The following is a 17,378-nucleotide window of genomic DNA, read 5'->3' as shown; positions in this document are numbered from 1 at the left end:
TGTATCCGAGGGGGCGTTTCGAGCGACTTTCCTCCTGCCCGGCGCGCCGGAGCTGGCCGTGCAGCCGGGCCGTCGACGACCAACGGCAATCGGGCCATCGGCGACGAACGGCCAACCGAGCCACCGGCGCAGGCACACCTCCAGACGTTCGCGGTAATCAAGCCCTGGGACGCACCGCACGAGATATCCGACGGTGGCCTGCACATACGTGCCACGCAGTCGATGGCGATCGCTGGCCCTGATGCATCTGGGCGACCGAGGCACCGACGGTCGAACTCGGCCGCGGGCGGAACCGGCGAGGGAGCGACCTGGGGAGACCTGGGTTGGGCTCGCGGAACATCCGGGCGTGGTCGGCGACGCGTTGACAACTTCGAGTAATGACACTTCCAGACAGCTCGCTGGTCGGCCGAATCTTGTTGGCAATGCCGCTGCCTCGACCGTCTGGGCCGGGGGCATACTCACCGGAGCCGAGCGGAGCTGATCTTGGCGAACTGCATGAACCGCATGGCTATCTGCTGGCATATCTCCCAGTGACGTGGCTCCCATTGCATGGCAACGTCACTGACCGTGAGAATTGCGGCGCGGCGTCTCGGACGGTCGGAACAACAGGGGTGGCGGCGCGTGCAGCGCCGAAATGGTTGGGCGGCAACGGTGGTGATGACGGTGGTTGCCGCCGGTCTGGTCCCGCCGGGGTTGGCGGCGGCGGCCGATGCACCGCCCACGTCGGTGGCGACGGATCGACAGGAGCAGCCGGTCGCGACGCGCGACGGAATCGCGGTGTCCTATGTCAGCTTCCGGCTGCCACTTCCGGCGAATGCGCCCGCGCATCCGGAGGCCTGCGATCGCACCGGCTACCTGCGTTATCGGCCGGTCGGCGGCCCGGAGAACTCGCGCGATGCCGACGCGGTTGTCGTGCAGCAGCAGGGATTGGCCGGTGGCGCAGTCAATTCCGAGGGCGTCGCGGGCAACACCGTGCGCTCGGCGAAAACCCTCGGCCGCAATATCGAGTTCTGGTCGCTGGCGCGGCGCGGAGCCTGCTTGGATGAGACAGCGGGCTTCGACTACGCCTTGCAGACCGGGAACTACCTGGACGCGGTCGACTACTACTTCAATGGCAAGCCGATCGACGGGCGCGTCTTCCCCGGTTTCAGGAACTCGCAGGACCTGCCGATTCTCGATTCGATCGGCGTGGAGCGGGTGATCAGGGACCAGTACGAGATCATGCTGCACGAGATCCCGGAGCAGGCCGAGCGGCAACGCAAGTATGTCTGCACCGGCATTTCGATGGGCGGGATGGTCACCGGGTTCTTCTCGGACTGGGACTTCGACGGCAACCCGGCCACCCAGGCCGACGCGGGCTACAACCAGTGCGCCGCGTTCGCCGCGCAGGACTCGATGGTCTCCTCGGACCCGGCTGCCATCCAGAACACGCCGTTCTTCCACGACATCACCGATGCCCTGATGGGCCCGACGAACAACGTGCTGAAGGCCGGATTCGACAGCGGCGTGCTGCCGATGCGCACGCTCGGCCCGGTTCCGGTGATCGGCACCAAGGCGATGGTGCTCTACCGCCTCGCCGGACTCGCCGCGCATCTCGCGCCGGACGAGGAGAGTCAGCTGCTCGCGCACCTGCACGATCCGGACATCGACGCGACGCTGACCACCATGTTCGGCCAGAGCTGGGCGGCGGTGGCGACCGGTGGCGGGGATGGCGAGGGCACCATTCGCGACTACCGGTTCACCAATGCGGCGCTGCTCGGCACGTTCATCGACAACAACTCCGGCAACTTCGCGCTGCTGCAACAGGGTGTCGGCGCGCTGTCGGGCGGCCCGGTGCAGGAGAAGACGTTCCCGAACGGCGGTGGGGCGACCCAGATTCCGGTGTTGGGTAACTACCTGCGCATCAGCGCGGGCCCGCAGCAGCGCGTCGCGCCGACCGACCGGAACGCGCTTTACACGTGGCGCAACTACAACGACGTGGTCGGTGTGCCGTGGACCGCGCCGAGCCGGGAGACCGCCGACATCCACCAGGTGGCCCGCCAACTGGGCACCGGTGCGCCAACTGCTTACTGGGAGACCTACTTTCCGCTGCGCATGATCATCGATCTCGGCGCCGGGATGACGGGTGCGCGCAGTGGCGATATGGTCAATCTGCGCTACCACAACATGAGTCGCACCAAGCCGAACTTCATCGCCTACGCGGGCGACAGCGTCGTGCAGTACGGCGTCGGCACGTGGGTTCCGACCGGAGCCACCGCGCAGGTGGAAACCCTGCCGGGCTACACCCATATCGACACGATCGGCGCGGCCGCGGTGCAGAACAACGGTAAGCCTGATTACAGCGGGCAGTATCTGGCCGAATTCATCAGGGGTCTCACCTAATAGAACGTCAGTGCCCGCAAGGGCGGTGACGCCGGGCGGCCTCGACCCTCATCAGGGCCGCCCGGTGTACGTCCTTGACGGCGGCGAGGGCAGCGCCGCCGTCAAGGACGTGTTCACCGACGATCAGCCGAGCACTTCGCGCAGCCGGGTGACGAAAGTGGCTGGGTCCTCAACAAATCCGACGTGGCCGCCCGGGAACAGGGTGGGTTCGATACCGAGCTGTGCGGCCAGGGCGCGCGTCGTGTGGTCGCAGAACTGGTCCGCCGAGGCGGCGCCGATTCCGGCCACCAGGCGGACCGGCGTCGCGCGCAGTGCCTCGAGATCCGGCTGCCACCAACCGGTTCCGTCGATCTCGTGCAGGTACCAGAAGCGTTCGCTGGCCACGTCTACCGGGTCGCGGTCGCCGCCGAACATCTGCTGCAGGGCCGGCTCCGGCATCTCGATGTTGGCATTGGCGAAGAACTTCCGCCATGCGCCGAGGGTATCGCCGCCGGCGTAGGTGGTGACGAGATCCGCTGTGCGGATGCGCAATTCGTCGTGGTTGTCGAGCACGTAGTTCAGCGGGGGCTCGTGGGCGATCACGGTGGTAACGAGTTCCGGGTGGGCTTGCACGAGTGCGAGGGTGGTGACGGCGCCGCCGCTGGAACCGAGGACCACGGCCGGGCCCGCGTCGAGGTGGGTCAGGATTCGGGCCAGGTCGTCGGCGCGCAGTTCCGGGGTGGAGTCCTGTTCGGGGTCGTCGAGCACGCTGCTCTTGTGGCCGCGCGGGTCCATGGTGAGCACGGTGTGGTCGGTGGCGAGCAGCTCGGCCGCCGGGGCGAAGGCGGCGGCGTCCATCGGGGCGCCGACCATGGCGATCAACGGGCCGCTGCCGCGCAGCTCGTAGTACAGGTGGGCGCCGGGGACGTCGAGGGTGTGCGAGGTGACGGACGAGGTCTGGGTCATGAGTTCTCCTCTGCTGGTGCTGGGTGCTCACGACTGTCGACGGTGTGCGCGTTCGAAATTCATCGCTGGCAGCAGAATTGTTCTGAGCGGAGTGAGGCGGCTGTCCGTTCACAACGGAGGAGAAAGAAGTAAAGACAAGGAGGTTACGCACTCCTTGTCCCCCTTCAACATATACCGCACCGGGGGCCTTGCGGCAAGACCCCGGTCGTGCCGCACAATGGTCCGCCGAAGCCGGTACCTGCGGAAATCCAGGATTCGCGAAGTGTGGTTGTGCTGGCGATGTGGGTTGCCGACATTCGGCGCGGAGTTATGGGTGTCAGCGGACTGCGAGCAGCAGCGGGCCGAAATGCAACATTGTTGAAGGGGTTTTCATGATCGACGTGATCATTGCCGGTGCGGGTCCGACCGGCTTGATGCTGGCCAACGAGTTGCGGCTGCGCGGTGTGCAGGCGCTCGTGCTGGAGCAGGACGCGGAGCCGACGAAGGTCGTCCGGGCGCTCGGTCTGCATGCGCGCAGCATCGAGATAATGGACCAGCGCGGGCTTTTGGACCGGTTCCTTGCGCTCGGCAAGCAGTACCCGCTCGATGGTTTCTTCGCGGGCATCCGTAAACCGTCGCCTGCGCGGCTGGACACCTCGCATCCGTACGTGCTCAGCATTCCGCAGACCACCACCGTGCGGCTGCTGACCGAGCATGCCCTCGAACTCGGCGTCGAGATCCGGCGCGGTTGCGCACTGGTCGGGCTGAGCCAGGACGACGGCGGGGTGACCGTCGAGCTGGCCGACGGGACGCGGCTGCGCTCGCGCTACCTCGTCGGCTGCGACGGTGGGCGTAGCACGGTGCGCAAGTTGCTCGGTGTCGACTTCCCCGGCGAACCGACCAGGGTGGACACACTGCTGGGCGAGGTGTGAGGTTCCCCCCAAATGGTGGACGGGGGGTTATGCGGCCGAAGTGGCCGCGAGGAGTGACCGCTCATAATTGTCGGGGCTGAGCATCCCGATCGTGGAGTGGCGTCTTCTACTGTTGTAGAAATTCATCCATTTGTCAACTGCTGCAACGAGTTCCGCTTTGGTGGCGAAGGTGTGTCGATAGTAGTATTCGTGTTTGAATGTCGACCACAGGCTTTCCGCGCCGGCATTGTCCCAGCATATTCCGGTCGATCCCATGGATCGGCGCAGACCGTGCCGATCGCAGGCGGCAGCCATGTCGTTGGCGGTGTACTGGCTACCTCGGTCCGAATGCAGAACCGTGCCCGCACACGACCCGCCACGCGCCGCTACCGCCCGGTCCACGGCGTCGGTGACCATCTCGGTCCGCATGTGATCGGCCACGGTCCAGCCGAGCACCTTCTTGGAATGCTCGTCCTTGATCGCGCACAGGTACATATCGCCTTCACCGCAAGTCAGATAGGTGATGTCGGAAACCCAGACTGCGTCTACACGGCCCTGGTCGAAAAGACGTTGCACCAGGTCGTCCGGGAACGACGCGGTCGGGTCCACGATCGTGGTCCGCACCTTGAAGGTGCGCGGGCTGATCCCGGCCAGCCCGATCTCGGCCATGATCGCCGCGACCGTCTTCTCCGACACCCGATCACCGCGATCGCGCAGCTCGGCGGTGATCCGCGGAGCCCCGTAGGTCCCATCGGAGTCTTTATGGACGGCAAGGATCTTCACCGTCAAGTCGGCGCGCCGCTGCTGCCGATCGGTCAACACAGGGGCCGTCTTCCGCTTCAGGTACGCGTAGAACCCTGAGGTCGATACACTCAACAACCGCGCCATGCGCGTGATATCGGCTGTGCTGCCGTTGATTTCGGTGGCGGCGCACTGCGCTGCCATCAGCTCGAACCGGGCCGGTTCTGCTGCATCGCCGCGAAGTACGCGCTCGCTTTTTTTAGGAAACTGACGTCTTTCTCCAGCTCGCTGACCTGCTTGCGTAACCGGAGCAACTCTGCCCGCTCGGCCGGGCTCAACGGCTGCTCGCCGTGTACCTCGGCCGCCGCTATCCGGCGGCGTTCGTCTTGGACCCATTTAGCGAGAAGGCTTTCATGCAAACCCAACTCGCCAGCCACCGCGGCGATCGTGCGACCGGAATCGATCACCCGATGCGCGGCCTCGACCCGGTACTCGGCCGTGAACGACCGGCGCTTCCGAGACGATGACATACTGGACATCCTTCCAGCAGGACCGCGATCCCGCTAAATCGGTGTCCACTGCTTGGGGGGAGCCTCAGTGGAGCTGACCGCGTCGCTGGAGACGATCAACGCCGTGAACGCCGAAGTCCGCAAGACCCAGTTGCGGTTCGGCGCAATGCCACTCGGGGACGGGGCGTATCGCGTCGTCGCGCCCGCCGCCGGTGTAGCCGAAGATCGCACGGTCCCGCCGATCCTGGACGAGCTGAAACAGCAGCTGCTGGCGACCGCGGGCACCGACTTCGGTGCGCACTCACCGCGCTGGCTGTCCCGCTTCGGCGACGCCACCCGGCAGGCCGAGCGGTATCGGGTCGAGCGGGTGTTCCTGGCCGGGGACGCGGCGCACATCCATCCGCCGATGGGCGGGCAGGGGCTCAACCTCGGCATCCAGGACGCGTTCAACCTCGCCTGGAAACTTGCCGCGGCGATCGATGGCTGGGCGCCGGAAGGATTGCTGGACAGCTATGAGTCCGAGCGTCATCCGGTGGCGGCCGACGTACTGGACAACACCCGGGCGCAGATGGAACTGATGCTGCTCGAGCCGGGTCCGCAAGCGGCGCGGCGGTTGGTGTCGAAGCTGATGGACTTCGAGGAAGTGACCCGGTACCTGATCGAGATGCTCATTGCGATCGGGGTTCGCTACGACTTCGGTGCGGGGCATGAACTGCTCGGCCGGCGGCTGCGGGATGTGGGGCTGAAGCGGGGGCGGCTCTATGAGCTGATGCACGACGGTCGCGGGATGCTGCTCGACCAGACCGGTCAGCTTTCGGTGGCGGGGTGGGCGGATCGGGTCGATCATGTCGTCGATGTCAGCGAGGAGCTCGATGCGCCTGCGATGTTGCTGCGGCCGGACGGGCATGTGGCGTGGGTCGGTGAGGATCAGCAGGGGCTGATCGGTCAGCTGGAGAAGTGGTTCGGCACCGCCGCTAGCTAAGCCGGGACTGGCTTGCTAAACCTAGTGTCCCTAGTTTATAAACTAGGGACACTAGGTTCATGGAGGTGCACACATGATGGCACGAGCCGGGTTGACTGCCGAGCGGATCACCCGTGCGGCGGCCGATCTCGCCGACGAGATCGGCTTCGACAACGTGACGATGTCGGCGTTGGCGAAGAAGTTCGGCGTCAAGGACGCCAGTCTCTACTCGCACGTCAAGAACCTTCAGGAACTGCGGGCGCGGGTCACCATGCTCGCCGCGGTCGAGAAGACCGACCTGATCGCGAGCGCCGTCGCCGGGCGAGCGGGCCGCGACGCACTCGCCGCGTTCGCCAACGCCTGGCGCGACTATGCGCTGCAGTATCCGGGCCGCTACACCGCGACCCAAACACCGGTGCCGCCCGGCGTGATCGAGGCCGACCCCGGCGCGGTGCGCGGCATCGAACTCACCTACGGCATGCTGCGCGCCTACGGCCTCGCCGAACCCGACCTCACCGACGCGGTCCGGTTGCTGCGCAGCACCTTTCACGGATACGCCGCCCTCGAGGCAACCGGCGGCTTCGCCCACTCCCGCGACACCGCCGCCTCCTGGGAACGCATCATCGACGCACTGCACGTCACGCTCGAGCAGTGGCCGTCCGACAACAAGGAACAGCAATGAGATCCGCCACCTTGAAGGTCCCCGGCGCCACCCTCTACTACGAGGTGCGCGGAAGCGGACCCGTGCTACTGCTCCTACCCGGCAGCGGCGGCGACGCGGCCGTCTTCGACCCGATCGCCGACACCCTGGCCGAACACTTCACCGTCGTCACCCTCGACCCGCGCGGCTACTCACGCAGCGTGCTCGACTCCCCCGAACCGGTCGATCAACAAGTCGCCGTGCAGCGCGACGACGCTCACCGCCTACTCGAAACCCTCACCCCCGCAGGCGAAGACGCCTACATCTTCGGCGGCAGCGGCGGCGCGGTCGTCGCCCTCGATCTACTCGCCCACCACCCCGAACGCCTCCGCCTGGTCATCGCCCACGAACCCCCTTGCTTCGCCGTACTACCCGACGCCGCCGAGCAAAAGGCATTCATCGACGAGGTGTACACGCTCTTCCGCACCGAGGGAGTAGCAGCCGCAGGCACCCGCTTCCTCGAAGGCATTGGCGGAACTATGAAAGCCATGCCCAACCCCGCCGAATTACCGCCCCGCACAGCCGAAATGATCCACCGCCTCCACGCCAACGCCCCTCTCATGATGGCCCACGAACTACGCCCCATCACCTCCTACATCCCCAACGAAACTGCCCTCGCGCCCCTCGCCCATCGCCTGATCCTCGCCGCAGGCAAGGAAACCCGCGCCCACCTCCCCCACCGCCCCGCCGTCACCCTGGCCGACCACCTACACATCCCCTTGACCGAATTCCCCGGCGGCCACAGCGGTTTCACCGAAACCCCACCGAATTCGCCACCCAACTACTCGACCTCCTACTGGCCGCGCGCGTGCGTTAGCGGCACAGTCCCCAAGTGCGGCACCCGGGGCGGGCGTTACCTGTCGCGACCACCGTCAGGACGTCGTGACCGACAGCAACGAGCAGGCCCCACTGGGTGCTGGTTCGCTGATGTCAGCGATGATCAGCGGCGCGTCACCCCCAGTACTCGCCGCGCTTCTTGCGTTCTTCCACCTCGGCCAGGTACTCGGCTTCCTTCGGAGTGCCGAGCCTGTCCTCGTCTCCGTACTTGTCGGGTAGGTGTTTGAGCTGGTCAGGCGGGATGGCGTCCCGAATACGGTTGAATTCGGCAGCCCGTGCGAGGATCTGGGCTTTCCGTTCTTCGCTTGGCGGGTCGTCTACTTCCTCGGGGTCTCGGAATATTCTTCCGTCGATTTCTTTTGGCATTGCTGGCTCCTATAGTGGTTTTTCACCCATGATGATGACGGTGTGCCCGTCGACGGTTTTGTTCGAGATGACATCGAATCGTGTGGGGGCCCTGAACAGCACTTCGAGTTCTTCGGGGCTTCCCCCGTTGTGGCCGATGTATTTGCCGTCAATGGAGTCGATTTGAAACTCGACGTTGCGGTCGGCTTTTGCCGCGTCAGGGAGTGCGGACGCGGAAGTGAATGGAGGGTCGGTGATATCGCCGCCCTCTTTGTATCGGGCGATCTCCTCGGGGCTCATTTCCACGCGACGGGTGACCATGCCCTCATGGGGCGGCATCTTGTCGAGTGCGGAATTGACGTTGTCGAGCCACGCCTTCTCGTCGGCGGTGAGTTCTCGTCCTTCCCTGATCGCCTTGTTCAGTACCGATCCGTCGCTGACGTAGCGGTTGAGTGCAGCCTGCTCGGTGGGCGACAGGTCGACTCTCGCCGTGCCGGGAGGATGCCGGGTCGGCGGTATCTCGATCGGGTCCTTCTTCAGCGGTGCTGGTGGGTCGGGTTTGGGTTTCAACTGCTGGATGCGATCCAGCTCGCGGGAGTGGCGCGCGAGGTCCTGGTCGAACTTCACTCCGGCGCGGATGTTCCGGGCGGTCTGCCACTGCTCGATGATGGTGCGCATGGGTCGGGCGTAGCGGGCGCAGATCGCCACGGCACCGGCGACACCGGCCGCAGCACCGATACCGAACGTGATCCACGACGACGCGACCGCGATGGCAGCGTTGATCGCCAGCTCTTGAATGAGCGCGTCGCGCACCATTTCCAGCTGCTTTTTCAAGCTGTCGCGCAGCTCATCGAGGGCCGCACGGTGATCGCGGCACGACTGCGCCAGATCACCCATGGCCGCGAGCACACCCTCAGCCGCAGCCTTCAGCGCGCGTAGATCCTCATCGATGAACGCGGCCTCCGGCGCGATGATGTCTTGGAACGCGACGGCGCCCGCCTCGAGGACGGCGGGGAACGCGGCCGCACCCTCGGCGTTGCGCGCAGCGTCCCAGGTCAGTGCGGCGTTGCTGATCGTGGTCGCGTTGCCGTCGGGCACCGTGATACCGATCTTCTCCACCAAGCCGAGCCCGCCATCGATCAAACCGTTGCCGGGCCCGCCGGCGGATGGCAACGGCACCCGGCACGCGAGTACCGGGGGTATAGGGGCAGCGGGTTTGGCCGGGGCGGGTCCTGCGTCGATAGTCGCGCCGTGCTCGGCCAGGGCCCGCTCGTAGCCCATGCTGTTGAGCACGATTGCATAGGCGTGGGTCGCGTCGGCCACCTGCGCGACCATCTTCAAGATGTCGGTGGCGCGCGTGTCGTAGCTCTTGGCCCATTCCTTGGCGTCGGAGTAGGAACCGGCCATGTTCTTGGCCTGTTCCAGGTTCGGCCACAAGGCGTCCACCGCCGACCACCAGGCCGCCGCGCCTGCGGCTACCTTGTTGGCGGTGTCGTAATAGACCGTGGTGTCGACATCGAGAACAGTGCCGGTCACGACGCGCCGCGTCCGAGCATCGCGAGGTTGGCGGCTGTCCCGCTCTCATAGGACGAGTGCGCTGCAGCTGCGGCGGCGCGCATCTTCTCGAGACCTTCGGTCATCAGTGCGGCTGCGGCGACCCATTCGGCGTGTGCGGTGGCGTGGGCTTCGGCCGCGGCGCCGGTCCAAGTCGATTGCACGGTGGCGATGCGCTGGTCCAGCTCGGTCAGGGAGTCGGCCACGAACGCGTTGAGGGCAGCTACCTTGGCCGTGACGGTATCCAAGTGCGCAAGGTCGACGCGGTACTGGTCAGTCATGTTGTGCTGTCCCCCAACGGGTCTCGGTTCGGAGCGAGGATCGTGACAAAGGGGTCAGGGCAGGTCCAAGGAGCTGACTGCGGTGGCGGTGCTGGAGTCGGTGGCGGCGGTACGGTCGACAACTACGCCCAACAGGTCGGCCATGTCGGCAAGAGCTTCGAAGACCCCCAGGGCGCCGCGGTGCACCTCGTCCCAGGCGGTGGCGTACGCGGACGCTGCGGTGCCACGCCAGGTCGACTCGAGCGCGTTGACGTCGGCCGATGCCGAACGCAATCCGTTGATGAGATCTTGCGCGGTGGTCTGCACGTAGCGTCCGGCCTCGCTGACGTGCTCGGGAACCAGGTTGAATGTGGTGGGTGCCGCTGTGGCGGCGTTGTCGGTCACGCGATGCTCCTCGGGTCGGATGCAATCTTGCAATGTTGGACGCGCCCAGGTCGCCCACGGTTCCATCTGAATCTATCGAGGCCCACCGTGCACTGGACCACCCCATCTGTCCCGATCGGTCCACGAGCCCGATGACATCGCCGAGCACGTGTTGCGCAAACGCAAGCCCGACCTTTGTTGCGCGGCACAGCTCATGATCGCGGGGGTGAAAATCGTTTGTGGGTGCATCGGGGATCGGTGATGATCACCAGGGCGGGAGTCGCGGGATTCGTCGGGGAGGGCGGAGTTGTGAGTCGATCGGTTGCCGGGGAGAGTGCCCCGGGGTATCTGGATCTGTTTCGGCCGCACGGTATTCCGTTGTTGTTCGCGGGGGCGTTCGTCGGTCGAATGTCGGTCGGGATGATTCCGGTTGCTGTGGTGCTGTTTATCCAGCAGGTCACGGGGTCGTTCTCGGTCGCGGGGCTGACGATGGCGGGGTATGCGGTCGGCACGGTGGTGGCGGGGCCGATGCGCTCGTGGATTTCTGTTCGTGTCGGGCACAGTGCGGCGTTGCTGATGCTGTCGGTGGTCAGCGGATCCGCGTTAGTGGTCCTCGTGTTGGTCGCGCACAGCGATACGCCCTGGCTGTTGGCCGCGCTGGTGACGGTAGCGGGTTGCAGCGGACCGCCATTCGGCGCGTTGATGCGTGTCGGCTGGTCACGGAAGTTGCCGCAAGAGTGGGTATCTCGTGCGTTCGGGTTGGACTCGGTCGTCGAGGAATCGACGCTCGTCGTCGGTCCCCTGGTGGCAACCGGCGCGATAGTCCTTGCCGGGCCCGGTGTCGCCGTGTTGGTCAGTGGTTCGGTTTGCATTCTCGGCGGATTGCTGATGGCTTCGTCCGCCGAGAAGGGGCGTCTGGAATCGGCCGCGGACAAGGCCACCGGTAGCGGCAAGATCTCGGCGGTGGCCAGACGAATTCGGTGGCTGCTCGTGGTGTTCGCGGGAATCGGATTCACCATCGGCGCAACGGAAGTGGGCGTTCCTGCCTTCGCAACGAAAACCGGTCATGCTTCGCTCGCGGGTGGACTGCTCGCCACCTTGGCATTGGGCAGCGCAATCGCCGCACTGCTCTACGGCCGCCGGAACTGGAGTGCGAGCGCCACGGTGCGGCTCATGCTGCTGGCGATACTGCTCGGGTTCGCCGCAGCTCTCCTGGCCACCGCGAACGGACTCGGCCTCGCCATCCCACTACTGGTCCTGGTGGGTGTCGCGATCGGCCCCGCGGTCATGACGGTATATCTGCTGGCCGACACACTCGCCGAAGGAGCCGCTGCCAAGACGCACAGCTCCATCCTGGTCAACGTGGCGTGCAACGGCGGGGCCGGGCTGGGTGCGGCCGGGCCGGCCTGGTCATCGCCGATCTCGGTGTCAGCCAGGCATTCCTGGTGTCCGGCATCGTAACCGCGGTGGCCACAGGAATGGGTTTCGCTCTCCTTCTTCGCGGCCGGAAACCGGAGCGATCCACCGCGGCCTCGTGGTAGATCGGCCCTGCGGTGGGTCTGCAATCCGTCGATCGCCAATTACACTGTCCGACAACGGCCCCCACAACCCTGACCCTTTGTGGGTCCATACGGCCGCAGGCTGCAATGATCCGCGCGGTTAGCGGGCGGATCATTGGAACCTGCGGAACCATCTCTGACAGAGATTCACGGGTTCGGCCGTCGTAATCGAGTCTGACCTGGGGAACCGGATACTCGGCGTGGTCTCAGGCTAGAGCGGTGGACTCATAATCCATTGGTCGCGGGTTCGAGCCACCCGCTCGGCAAAACGCTGCCGGACACGGCATTACCGCGTGCGGGTTGATCGATGATTCCGTCACCTACCTGAGCGCGAAGCTCACTGAAATCGTGCGATGAATCGGCGACGGTCTTCGACTCGTCAATCCACCTGCGCTGGAACGGGTTCCGTACGCCGCTTCCATGCCGGGATCGACAGGTAGGTCGCTGCTCGCAGTGCCCATTCCACCGGTCCGTATCGGTGATTGCGCAACCACCAGGTGCTCAGTGCCAGTTGAGCGGCGTAGGTGAGCAGGGCGATGGCGATGACACCGGCCGGTGGGATCGTGTCGACCAGTGCGAATCCGTAACCGGTGTAGATCACCATGAGCACGATGGACTGACCGATGTAGTTGGATGCGGCCATCCGTCCGGCGGGGGCCAGTCGGCCGATCAGTTGGGCAGTGCGCGGTGATTGAGTGAGGCAGATGATGCCTGCCACGTAGGCGAAGGTCATCAGCGGATTGATGAGTTGTTGCACTCCGGCCCAGATGGCGGGCGGGGCAATCCATTCCATCGAGCCCGCGAAGGTCACCGCCGACACCGGCAGCCCTATCGTCAGACCGCCGACCAGCACGCGAGGTGCCCAGCGCCGCAACGTCTCTCGATCGCTGAACAGCTCACGTTTGCCTGCCGCCATGCCGATCAGGAACATGCCGAAGGCGGTCATGCCCTGGGTGAACCAGATCAGGGCGATGAAGATGGGCGCGAGCCACATCTGGTTGGCGAAGGTGTCGCCGAAGGTGCCGTTGTATCCGTCGTGGATCCGTTGCACGTCGAAGAGGCTGGCCAGGGCCGACATTCCGTCGCCCTGGTCGCTCGGCAGGAACGCCCAGCCGCACCACACCACGTACAGCACCACACCGGTGATCACGGCGGCCCGCGGCTTCAGTTTCTTCAGCGGGATCAGGATCAAGCACAGGAATGCGTAGAGGGTGAGGATGTCGCCGATCCACAGCAGGAAAACGTGCGCGAGGCCGATCACCAGTAGTGCCAGGCAGCGCCGGAGCAGGCGCGCGTTGGCCGAGGCGCCCGCTCGCTGCGCCGCCGCGATCTGGAGGGTGAACGAGTAGCCGAACAGGAACGCGAACAGCAGGTAGAACCGGCCCTCGAACAAAGCGCTGACCACAGCGTTCACCAGGTGGTCGAGTGGACCGTCGAAGTGCAGTCGCGGATCGTCGCTCGTGCCGTCGTACGACCACAGCGTGGTCGCGACCATGACGTTGGTGATGAGAATGCCGAAGAGCGCGAATCCGCGCAGGATATCGACCTCGGCGATCCGTCGACCCGAATTGCTGACGGGGAGAACCGATTCGGTCATGGTGTTGAAAGTAGCCGCCGGTATCGGGGCTGCGCGTCCGTCGACGGGCTGACAGCACACTGATCTATGGTGTGCCGCGATTGCGACCTGCGGCGTATTGACATCCGCCGGTCGGCGGTCACGCGAGGTCGGCGACCTCTAGATAGACCTGACGCTCGACCACGATCTCGGCCAGGAATCCTTGTGCGCCACCGGCGGTAGTCGGGAACGCCGCGACCGCCAGCTCACCCGCGCGCAAACGGGTACCGGTGAACTCGCGCTGTCCGAGGATGATCGGCTGCGCCCGCGCGAAACCCGCCGCGGTGATCCCGTCCGGTAGTGGCTCGCCGAGCATGTCGGTCACGGTTCCCGGGATGATGCGCGTCGCGACGATCTGATCGAAACTGGGTTGCCGGGTGATGTGGTGTGCCAGATACAACCGGTCGGGTCGCCCGAAGCACAGGTGGGTGAGCAGACCGCGGCCGAATTCGCGAGCCGAGCCGAGTTCGGCGAAGTGGACGACGCTGCGCACCGTGGCACGCACGTTGGTGGCGATCGCGATGCCGCCGCGTTCGCGCCTGCCTCGGATCAGGGTGCCGTGGAACGACCGGCGCGGGCGCGCACGCCCCGGGTCCAGTTCCGCGGCAGGGAAATCCTCGGGATCGAAGGTGTGGATGTCGGTGTAGCCGATCCGCCGATCGGCGCCGAGGGCCCGGCGGCCGCGCTCGTCGAACTCGACGGCGAGCAGTACCTGGAAGTTGTACGGTGCCTGGAACGTCGGACGATACGAGAGATAGCAATCGACACCGGTGCCGAAAACCACCATGCCGTGCAACCCCGCACCCCCTGCCAAACCAGGCTGGTGATGATGTCCCGGTGCCCGAATATGGATCGCGCTCATTGTGAGCTCCTTTCCCGCCACCATCACAGTGCCAAGAACTGACCCCTGTGCCACGAGTGCTCGGCTACTCGAATACCCCGTCAGCGGCTACTCGACGCAGGTAGTGGGCTTCGCGCGAGCCCGCCCAAACGCCGGTTCGGCCGATCCGTGAGTGGCACATGGCTGCGGCGAAACGCGAGAAGACCTCTCCATGGTGTGCCACTCACGGACGGGACTCGCGAGGGCACGGAACCAACGACGCTCAGTGCCAGCGCGCTGTCGATGTCCGAGGGTGCGGTATCGAGGACGGGCTTGATCCAGCCGAGACTCGGCCGCGGGCTGAACAGCACCACCTCGATCGGACCGAGCCGTTCGCGCAGTGCACCGAGGGCAACGGTTAGTGCGTTCTCGTCGGTGACGTCCGCGGATTCGGTTGCTGCCGTGATGCCTTCAGCAATCAAGTCGGCCGCGATCTTGTCCAGGTTCCCGGCGCTGCGTGCGATCAACCCGACCGGATGCCCCTCGTGCCCGAACCTTCGGGCGGCCGCGGAGCCAAGGCCGGGTCCGGCGCCAACCACTACGAACGTGCCGCTCACCTCCCCTCCAGATCCACACTCACCGGCGAACCTTCAAGCGGCGGCAGCGCCCAGGCCGGGTCCGACGTCCGCGCCACTGACCCTTCTTCCAGATCCACACTCGCGGTGAGTGCCTCGTTCGCATCGATCTCGCCGCGCAACCGTTTCAAGCGGGCGCGCGTTCCGGCGAGCGCGTCGGAGCCGAGCAGCAGCCGTAGGGGTGGTACTTCGGCGTCCACCGCGACGGCGATTGCCGCGGCGGCACGAGCCGGATCGCCGGGCTGGCGGCCGGAGACGGCCAACGTTGCCGCACGGTGCGGCCCGGAGTGCTGCAACTCCTCGAGCGGTGGGCCGACCTGCCCGCGTTCATCGTCGACCCTCGCCGTGACGTCCTGGCCGGGACGACACTCGCGGCCCGGGTCAATCCCGCCTGGAGCCCAGGGCACAACCTGATCGAGTTCACCTTCCTCGGTCCGCGGGCACACACCGTGTATCCCGAATGGGATGAGATCTCCCTGCAGGCTGTCGCCGGTTTGCGCGCCACCGCCGCCGCGCGCCGCGGCGACCTCGACGGGTTCGTGGCGGACATGCGTGAGCGCAGCGAAACGTTTCGGGCGCTGTGGGATTCGCACGACGTGTACGAGCGCACGATGGGCGGGAAACAACTGCACGTCGACGGCATCGGTGTCCTCCGACTCGAGTTCGAGACGTTCGCGCTCACCGGGCCTGAGGGCCACGTCCTGTACGTGTACTTCCCCCAGCGCGGCAGCGCAGCGGACGAAGCACTGCGCAACCTCAGTGCGGCGCGGCCATTGCCTTGAGGTCGGGGAGGTTGCCGATCCGTTGACTTGCGGGTCGGCCCGGCGCGCTGGTCTGCGGCGAGCCGGTGGCGCGCAAACGGGCGCGGACTTCGGCGGGTGTTCGGCGTTGACCGGCCGCGGTGCTGATGCCTTGATAGCTGGCGACGGTGCCGGTCACGATCGGTGAGGCGCTGGATGTTCCGCTGAATACATCTGTGTACCAGAGGTCTTCGTCGGGTCCGCCTTGCAGATCGCCGTAGCCGGTGGTGGTGACTTCCCTGCCCCACGCCTGGGTGTCGATGCGAGAACCGAAGTTGGAGAAGTCCAGTCGCGAGCGGCCTGGTCCGTGGTTGCTCCCGTGGAACCCGGTTGGTGGCGCGCCTGCGCCGACGATGATCGCACCGGAGTCGGCGGTGCCACCACGAAACGGGTTGCGCCACGACGCAGGGAAGTTCGCGGGTCGGGTGTCGTACAGGGCGGCATCCAGGTCTTCGGCACCGTTCCCGCCCGCCTCCACCACGATGACACCGCGGCCGACGGCGTAGCGGACTGCGGCAAGGTCGTCGGGCCACCATTCGATGGCAATGTAGCCCGTCTGGTCCGGACGGGCCTCGTAGTTGAATCGCGGTCCGGGACGGTGCAGTTCGAGCAAGATGACATCGCCTGCACCGAGCGCGTCGGCGGCGGTGCGGATCGCGGCCGCCGAGCCCGGTCCGAAGATCGATACGGCGCGCAGCAGGGCGTCGGGCGCGATGCCGGTGATGCCGAACCTGTTCACGTCGCCGCTGATTTCACCGGCGACCGCGGTGCCGTGGTCACGCCAGCCCAGATCCGGTGAAGGGTCGCCGCCGATCACGCCGCCCTGGTTGACCAGCAGGTCCTCGTGGGTGAACCGCCACGCGCCTTCGATATCGATCACCCGCACGCCCTGGCCGCGTCCGCCGGGCACGGTCCAAGCCCAGCGCGCGTCGACGCCTTGCGGCGCCGGGTCCAGATAGCCCTGGCGCCCTTCGAAATTCGGGGTGACAGGTGGCGCGTCGGCGGCCTCGATATAGACGGTGCTGCCGGGGGCGATCGGGGGTTCGGCGGGCGGTTTGACGTAGGCGCCGTCGACCGCGTCGTCTTCGCGCAACCGTGCGGCGATCTCGTCGAGCCCCTCGGTGAGGCCGCGGACGGAGAAGTACTTCAGATACTCCGCGGCAACGGGTTCGTGCGGCGTTCCCGCGACGCGGGTGTACAGGCGATTGGCCGGGCCGAAGATGCGAACGAGCCGGCCGGCCGCGGGCAGCAACGCGGCCAACCGCTCCTCGGTGCTGCGACTATCGCTGAGCACGCTCGGCGTGAGCGCGGTGTCGGTGCCGTGGGTGACCACGATCAGCTCCGCCGGCGAGCGGAGCGCGGATTGCGGGGATGCCATGCAGTCCAGTCAACCGCGTGCGCGGACCGGCCACTACGGGAACGCGTTACGCAGCGGCTGCAT

The 17,378-nt window shown here is 66.1% G+C and carries 15 protein-coding genes and 3 pseudogenes; 7 read left to right on the top strand and 11 right to left on the bottom strand.

Annotated features, from left to right (window positions below; genetic code table 11):
• Positions 1-621 precede the first annotated feature (621 nt).
• Positions 622-2,382: a hypothetical protein gene (locus ACQPW1_RS25265; protein ID WP_433653975.1), complete on the top strand. Its 1,761-nt coding sequence runs from the start codon at positions 622-624 to the stop codon at positions 2,380-2,382.
• A gap of 123 nt (positions 2,383-2,505) precedes the next feature.
• Here ACQPW1_RS25265 and ACQPW1_RS25260 read toward each other — a convergent pair whose 3' ends face one another.
• Positions 2,506-3,327 carry an alpha/beta fold hydrolase gene (locus ACQPW1_RS25260; RefSeq protein WP_433653974.1) on the bottom strand — a complete coding sequence of 274 codons (822 nt, stop codon included), beginning with the start codon at positions 3,325-3,327 and terminating at the stop codon, positions 2,506-2,508.
• A 371-nt stretch (positions 3,328-3,698) separates the two neighbouring features.
• On the opposite strand from ACQPW1_RS25260, the pseudogene ACQPW1_RS25255 reads away from it, so the two are divergent.
• A pseudogene (locus tag ACQPW1_RS25255) lies at positions 3,699-4,235 on the top strand (FAD-dependent monooxygenase); the annotation flags it as partial.
• A gap of 30 nt (positions 4,236-4,265) precedes the next feature.
• Here ACQPW1_RS25255 and ACQPW1_RS25250 read toward each other — a convergent pair.
• Positions 4,266-5,354: an IS3 family transposase gene (locus tag ACQPW1_RS25250; RefSeq protein WP_433653973.1), complete on the bottom strand. Its 1,089-nt coding sequence runs from the start codon at positions 5,352-5,354 to the stop codon at positions 4,266-4,268.
• A pseudogene (locus ACQPW1_RS25245) lies at positions 5,246-5,488 on the bottom strand (transposase); the annotation flags it as partial. The pseudogene ACQPW1_RS25245 and the gene ACQPW1_RS25250, both read right to left, overlap by 109 nt.
• A gap of 67 nt (positions 5,489-5,555) precedes the next feature.
• On the opposite strand from ACQPW1_RS25245, the pseudogene ACQPW1_RS25240 reads away from it, so the two are divergent.
• The 3 genes and pseudogenes from ACQPW1_RS25240 to ACQPW1_RS25230 form a co-directional block, all read left to right on the top strand.
• Positions 5,556-6,449, top strand: a pseudogene (locus ACQPW1_RS25240) (FAD-dependent monooxygenase); the annotation flags it as partial.
• Between the two features lie 73 nt (positions 6,450-6,522).
• The gene (locus ACQPW1_RS25235; RefSeq protein ID WP_433653971.1) at positions 6,523-7,110 is read left to right on the top strand and encodes a TetR/AcrR family transcriptional regulator; all 588 of its coding nucleotides are present in this window, start codon (positions 6,523-6,525) and stop codon (positions 7,108-7,110) included.
• A complete protein-coding gene (locus ACQPW1_RS25230; RefSeq protein WP_433653970.1) occupies positions 7,107-8,192 on the top strand; it encodes an alpha/beta fold hydrolase in 1,086 nt (361 codons plus the stop codon). Before ACQPW1_RS25235 ends, ACQPW1_RS25230 begins: the two co-directional genes overlap by 4 nt.
• 148 nt (positions 8,193-8,340) lie before the next feature.
• Here the strand turns inward: ACQPW1_RS25230 and ACQPW1_RS25225 are convergent, their stop codons facing one another.
• The 3 genes from ACQPW1_RS25225 to ACQPW1_RS25215 are packed head-to-tail and all read right to left on the bottom strand — an operon-like array spanning position 8,341 to position 10,529.
• Complete coding sequence (locus ACQPW1_RS25225; RefSeq protein ID WP_433653969.1) at positions 8,341-9,846, bottom strand: ADP-ribosyltransferase; 1,506 nt, start codon at positions 9,844-9,846, stop codon at positions 8,341-8,343.
• Positions 9,843-10,145, bottom strand: coding sequence for a WXG100 family type VII secretion target (locus ACQPW1_RS25220; protein WP_433653968.1), 303 nt, complete (start codon positions 10,143-10,145; stop codon positions 9,843-9,845). Before ACQPW1_RS25220 ends, ACQPW1_RS25225 begins: the two co-directional genes overlap by 4 nt.
• 54 nt (positions 10,146-10,199) lie before the next feature.
• A complete protein-coding gene (locus ACQPW1_RS25215; RefSeq protein WP_433653967.1) occupies positions 10,200-10,529 on the bottom strand; it encodes a WXG100 family type VII secretion target in 330 nt (109 codons plus the stop codon).
• 288 nt (positions 10,530-10,817) lie between these two features.
• Here ACQPW1_RS25215 and ACQPW1_RS25210 point away from each other — a divergent pair, with 288 nt between their 5' ends.
• A complete protein-coding gene (locus ACQPW1_RS25210; RefSeq protein ID WP_433653966.1) occupies positions 10,818-11,969 on the top strand; it encodes an MFS transporter in 1,152 nt (383 codons plus the stop codon).
• Positions 11,970-12,446: 477 nt separating this feature from the next.
• Here the strand turns inward: ACQPW1_RS25210 and ACQPW1_RS25205 are convergent, their stop codons facing one another.
• The 4 genes from ACQPW1_RS25205 to ACQPW1_RS25190 form a co-directional block, all read right to left on the bottom strand.
• On the bottom strand, positions 12,447-13,664 hold the full coding sequence (locus ACQPW1_RS25205; RefSeq protein ID WP_433653965.1) for a DUF418 domain-containing protein: 1,218 nt from the start codon (positions 13,662-13,664) through the stop codon (positions 12,447-12,449).
• A 118-nt stretch (positions 13,665-13,782) separates the two neighbouring features.
• Positions 13,783-14,544 carry a hypothetical protein gene (locus tag ACQPW1_RS25200; RefSeq protein ID WP_433653963.1) on the bottom strand — a complete coding sequence of 254 codons (762 nt, stop codon included), beginning with the start codon at positions 14,542-14,544 and terminating at the stop codon, positions 13,783-13,785.
• Between the two features lie 80 nt (positions 14,545-14,624).
• Positions 14,625-15,119: an SDR family NAD(P)-dependent oxidoreductase gene (locus tag ACQPW1_RS25195; RefSeq protein WP_433653962.1), complete on the bottom strand. Its 495-nt coding sequence runs from the start codon at positions 15,117-15,119 to the stop codon at positions 14,625-14,627.
• Positions 15,116-15,433 (bottom strand): hypothetical protein, encoded by a 318-nt coding sequence (locus ACQPW1_RS25190; protein WP_433653961.1) that lies wholly within the window; start codon positions 15,431-15,433, stop codon positions 15,116-15,118. Before ACQPW1_RS25190 ends, ACQPW1_RS25195 begins: the two co-directional genes overlap by 4 nt.
• Here ACQPW1_RS25190 and ACQPW1_RS25185 point away from each other — a divergent pair.
• Positions 15,425-15,919, top strand: coding sequence for a hypothetical protein (locus tag ACQPW1_RS25185; RefSeq protein ID WP_433653960.1), 495 nt, complete (start codon positions 15,425-15,427; stop codon positions 15,917-15,919). The genes ACQPW1_RS25190 and ACQPW1_RS25185 overlap by 9 nt on opposite strands.
• Here ACQPW1_RS25185 and ACQPW1_RS25180 read toward each other — a convergent pair.
• Positions 15,894-17,315, bottom strand: a complete 1,422-nt coding sequence (locus ACQPW1_RS25180) for a S8 family serine peptidase (protein ID WP_433653958.1) — start codon at positions 17,313-17,315, stop codon at positions 15,894-15,896. The genes ACQPW1_RS25185 and ACQPW1_RS25180 overlap by 26 nt on opposite strands.
• Between the last annotated feature and the right edge of the window lie 63 nt (positions 17,316-17,378).

Origin of the sequence: Nocardia sp. CA-128927 (genome assembly GCF_050955855.1) — a bacterium.
Classification (GTDB): domain Bacteria; phylum Actinomycetota; class Actinomycetes; order Mycobacteriales; family Mycobacteriaceae; genus Nocardia.
This window is presented reverse-complemented; position numbering and strand designations above follow the sequence as displayed.